Annotated in this window: 5 protein-coding genes; 2 read left to right on the top strand and 3 right to left on the bottom strand. The window is 39.1% G+C overall.

Annotated elements, in window-relative coordinates; genetic code table 11:
• From WB217_RS08410 to WB217_RS08400, 3 genes are all read right to left on the bottom strand, one after another.
• A partial coding sequence (locus tag WB217_RS08410; protein ID WP_423992480.1) for an alpha/beta fold hydrolase occupies positions 1-341 on the bottom strand: 341 nt, incomplete at its 3' end.
• A gap of 14 nt (positions 342-355) precedes the next feature.
• On the bottom strand, positions 356-775 hold the full coding sequence (fosB, locus tag WB217_RS08405; protein WP_423992478.1) for a metallothiol transferase FosB: 420 nt from the start codon (positions 773-775) through the stop codon (positions 356-358).
• 11 nt (positions 776-786) lie between these two features.
• Positions 787-1,407, bottom strand: a complete 621-nt coding sequence (locus tag WB217_RS08400; protein WP_423992476.1) for a pyridoxamine 5'-phosphate oxidase family protein — start codon at positions 1,405-1,407, stop codon at positions 787-789.
• Positions 1,408-1,578: 171 nt separating this feature from the next.
• Here WB217_RS08400 and WB217_RS08395 point away from each other — a divergent pair, with 171 nt between their 5' ends.
• The gene (locus WB217_RS08395) at positions 1,579-2,661 is read left to right on the top strand and encodes an AbrB family transcriptional regulator (protein WP_423992474.1); all 1,083 of its coding nucleotides are present in this window, start codon (positions 1,579-1,581) and stop codon (positions 2,659-2,661) included.
• Between the two features lie 48 nt (positions 2,662-2,709).
• On the top strand, positions 2,710-3,078 hold the full coding sequence (locus WB217_RS08390; RefSeq protein ID WP_423992472.1) for a hypothetical protein: 369 nt from the start codon (positions 2,710-2,712) through the stop codon (positions 3,076-3,078).
• The last annotated feature ends 92 nt before the right edge of the window (positions 3,079-3,170 follow it).

The raw sequence follows: 3,170 nt of genomic DNA, 5'->3' as shown, positions 1-3,170 counted from the left end.
CTAAAATGGATGCCGTATAAAACCCCAAGCATACCGCCGGTTGAATGCCCAGCAAAATTCCAGCTAGGTAAACATAAAGCTTCCCTGATACTTTCAAGATCCAATACCGCTTCAATCATGCTTAATTGGTATGGCTCTTCGGCTTTTGCTGATTGCCCCGCTTCCCTCAAATTTACCAGAATCACTTTGTTCATTTCTGTAAAAGTCTCCGCAAAATAATCTCCCGAAGAATTAAATTCTGAATAATGGTGAGTGACACAAACCGGTTCACCGCTGCCTTTTATGAAAATTTCAAATTCCCCACGTTTGGTATTGATGATTTGCTGTACCCAATTCTCCATTTCAGCACCTGCTTCTAATAAAAATTCATATGGGGTTTAGTTTCTTTATAATAATTGAGACGATCGCTTAGAGTGCCAGTATGAAATTCGAATTTATGGCCATCTGGATCCTTAAAATAGATCGACTTCTTGTCTCGCAGGTCTCTTTCACGTCCTGGCAGAATTTCGACATCCAAATCTATTAACTTATTGAAGATTTGTTCAAATTCCTCCTCTTTAATTGAAAACGCAATATGCGTGTAGGACGAGTGTATTTCAGTTCGGGAGATATTTCTTTCTTCATTCAAGGCAAGCCAAATGCCATTCAAATCAAAATAAGCTGTAGACTTCCCGCTGGCCAGCAGCCTGGCGTCAAATACTTTCGAGTAAAATTCTATCGATCTATTAAGATCAGATACTGAAAAAAGCAGATGGTTGATCTCGCTTATTCTCATAATTGCCTCCGTTAATAAAGCCGGTTTTTATAGCCGTCTTCCAGTCTTGCTTCTATATCAGCAACAGAAGTTCCTGGCAGCCTGGAGTGAGCAGCCAGGATTTCTGCACCTGATGGCAAAGAATGTTTTTCTGCCCACGAATCTGGATCCCATAGTCCAGATCTCCTTAACGCTTTTCCGCATTGGATGAAGCATTCTTCAACCTCGACCTCGATGCCTAGAATTGGTTTCTTTCCTCCAGCTGCCATTTTCTCAAGCACGATAGGATTAAGAGTTAAGCTTGCTTTACCATTGACTCTTAAAGTCTCAGGCATTCCGGGGATAAGAAACAGTAATCCTACACTTGGATTAGATAAAATGTTTTTTAATGAGTCCATCCTTTTATTACCTGGGCGCTCAGGTATGACAATGCGTTTTTGATCTAATACAATCACAAAACCGGGTGCATCGCCTCTAGGTGAAGCGTCACTATAACCAGAAGAATCAGCTGTAGATAAAATCAAAAAAGGTGAATGCGCTAAAAATTTCTCGCAATGTTCATCTATAAAGGTAATGACCTTGCGTTTAGCAAGTTCACTAGGTTCACCAACCAAAGCTCTTAATTCTTTAACATTATTTATTTTATGATTCAAGTTCTCATCTCCCTGATGGATTATTCCGATTATGAAGGTATGCAGTTTTAAGTAATATACAACCCCTCTTCACGGAAATAGCTGTATGCTATAATGATACTACCACAATTTGGATGGAGTAACGTACTACCTAACAACTAGTAAAATACATATCTAGAAGGTGCAAATGTGATGAAAGAAAATAAAAGCATGTCAATATTTTTTGCGTTAATCATTGCCTTTAGTGGAGGCGTGATTTTTTCATATCTTGCCATCCCGATTCCCTGGCTGCTTGGCCCGATGGCCGCAATGCTAATTACCTCGAGATTTAAAGGGGTGAAATTAAAATGGCCATCCTATTTAAGGGATGCTGCCTTAGTCATTGTTGGATATTCTATTGGCCTTTCGTTTACCAGGGCAGCCATTGTAAATATTCTAACGAATCTACCTATGATGCTTATTTTGACAGTTCTGTTGGTTTCATTTGCAGCACTAATGGCTTTTTTTATTTCTAAGCTTTCTGGTGTGGACTACCCAACTGTATTGACCGGCAGCATCCCAGGAGGACTATCGCAAATGATTATATTCGCAGAGGAAAACAAGGGAATTAATATTACTACCGTAACTTTTCTACAGGTATCCAGATTATTGATGATTGTTTTTTTCGTTCCATTTATCATATTCGGCCCAGTCCTTAATATGAAACATACAGATCTAGTCATAGGCGATATTGCTCATGGTGCTGTTTCACCAGCTGTCGTTTTCCTGTTTGGAGCTATATGTATTTTAACTGCTTTGATTGGGAAGAAACTTAGGTTCCCTACGCCATTTTTATTAGGGCCTATTCTCGGTACTGCCCTTTTAACGAACGTGGGGTTCCAAGGACCTCCACTCCCTTCATTTTTTCTTGACGTTTCACAATTCATGATTGGTGGATACATTGGCCTCCTGTTAAAGCCGGAAAAATTGGAGCGGAAAAAAACGTCTATTTTGCTTGCCTTGCTAAGCGGACTTGTGCTTGTTTCAGGTTCTTTAGCCATTAGCATCTATATTACAGACGTTTTAAATATCTCAATAGTTACAAGTTTCCTTAGTTTAGCCCCTGGCGGAATGGACCAGATGGGTATTATTGCGCATGAGGTTAATGCTGATCTTTCGATGGTTACTGGATTTCAATTATTCAGGCTGTTTTTCATATATTTCGCTGTACCTCCTCTTCTCAGATGGTATTTTAAGAGAAAATTTAGCGGCAAAGAGGAATCACTTCATAATTGAGGGGTATATTAATTAACATATGTTATACCATTGCAATGGAGGGATTTGATGAACCAATCAATCAATAACTTTATTAATAAAGCCAAATCGACATTGAATCAAGCTTATGGACAAGCAAAAGAAACGGTCTATTCCATGACTGGGACTTCTTCCGCCTCAGTACAGCAAATTGCTGAGTATATCATGAACCACCCTGATGTAAGAGTGGTGGAAAAACATTATCTAGGGGCTACATTGTTTTTTTATGAATTGGAACAAGGGGCGACGAAATATTATTTAGAGACCAATAAAACTAAAATACTGCAATTAGATGCCCTTTCCCATAATCATACTTTAATCGCATATCGTTCTTATCGCGACCATTTATCTCTCAACACCCCAGTGAGATTCCCAGACCTTCCTAGTACCCAATCATAACCAGCAGTTATTTTAAGAGGCTTCTGCAAACTTGCAGAAGTCTTCTTTTTTATAAAAGGGGATTTCATTATTTTCCTGCCAGCTGATCTCTG

This window comes from Mesobacillus sp. (assembly GCF_049588175.1).
Classification (GTDB): Bacteria; Bacillota; Bacilli; order Bacillales; family Cytobacillaceae; genus Mesobacillus.
The sequence above is the reverse complement of the archived record's forward strand: the minus strand, read 5'-3'. Positions and strand labels throughout refer to the sequence as shown.

Excerpts from the sequence above, each read along its gene's own strand:
- fosB (WP_423992478.1), bottom strand. The coding sequence starts at position 775 with ATGAGAATAAGCGAGATCAACCATCTGCTTTTTTCAGTATCTGATCTT.
- WB217_RS08390 (WP_423992472.1), top strand. The coding sequence starts at position 2,710 with ATGAACCAATCAATCAATAACTTTATTAATAAAGCCAAATCGACATTG.
- WB217_RS08395 (WP_423992474.1), top strand. The coding sequence starts at position 1,579 with ATGAAAGAAAATAAAAGCATGTCAATATTTTTTGCGTTAATCATTGCC.